At 59.5% G+C, this 954-nt stretch carries 2 protein-coding genes; both read right to left on the reverse strand.

Going from position 1 to position 954, the window contains the following annotated elements:
• The coding region (locus JZX87_RS31020) for an MBL fold metallo-hydrolase (protein WP_206829653.1) at positions 1-457 on the reverse strand (457 nt) is incomplete at its 3' end.
• A 20-nt stretch (positions 458-477) separates the two neighbouring features.
• A complete protein-coding gene (locus tag JZX87_RS31025) occupies positions 478-804 on the reverse strand; it encodes a hypothetical protein (protein WP_206829654.1) in 327 nt (108 codons plus the stop codon).
• Positions 805-954 lie beyond the last annotated feature (150 nt).

A 954-nucleotide genomic window follows, 5' to 3' on the forward strand; every position in this document is an offset into this window, starting at 1 on the left:
CACGGGCGCGCTCGGACGCGCGGCTCAGATTGCCGTCATCCTGCCAGAACGCGACTTCCCGATGGTGGGCGACAAGCTCGGCGTTCGGGAAGATGGCTGCTCCTGAAGCGTCCGTCAGCCCCCCGACATGATCGGGATGGGCATGCGTCAACAGGATCGCGTCGATCTCCGAAGGATCGATGCCAGCGAGTAGCAGATTGGTGGTTAATCGGCCGCCCCACTGTTTGAAGCCGCCTGCTCCTGCGTCGATCAGGATCGTGCGACCGCCTCCACGCACAACGTAGCAATTGATATGGATCGAGGTGCGATCCTCTATCCCTGCATCCTCCTGCATACGGGAGGCATCCGCCGGGTCGATATTCGCGAGGAAGTCGAAACTGGCGTGGAGATAGCCATCGCTGACTGCGGCGATTGTTAAATCACCGACCTGTTGCGTGGGAAATGTAAGGCTGGACATCGTTTTCTCCAAGCGTCCGCTCAATTTCGCGCGTGAATGCTCGACGCTTCATAGCCATAGCAACGAATGCGCGCGGTGAGGCCAGTATTGCGCCTTATGGCGTCGTCCAGTCCCTCCATGAGCTGCGCCATGACTGGCGGCGTCCGAAATTGCTCAAGGCGATATTGGATTTCTGCGAAAGCGGGGTGTCCCCGGCCATGCCGGACAGCGACATAAACAATATGCACGTTCGCCAATGCGGCCCGGAGAATGCCGGTGCAAAGTTCTGTGCATTGCTCCGTGAGGTCTGCGAGTGCTTCGTCCGGCGGCATCCTGTCTGCGGGAATATAGATCGTGACATTCGGCATCTGTGCTACCGCGCCTTCTCGACAGCGGTGTTACCGTCGCTCGTCACCTGCGCCGTCATCGGCGCATAGACATGAACGCTTTTCGGCAGATGCTCGATGTCAGGAACATTGCCGCGCTCCACCTTGGCGAGCCAGCGGTGTTCCGGGAAC

The organism is Agrobacterium sp. Ap1 (assembly GCF_017313375.1).
Classification (GTDB): Bacteria; Pseudomonadota; Alphaproteobacteria; order Rhizobiales; family Rhizobiaceae; genus Neorhizobium; species Neorhizobium cellulosilyticum.

Excerpts from the sequence above, each read along its gene's own strand:
- JZX87_RS31025 (WP_206829654.1), bottom strand. The coding sequence starts at position 804 with ATGCCGAATGTCACGATCTATATTCCCGCAGACAGGATGCCGCCGGAC.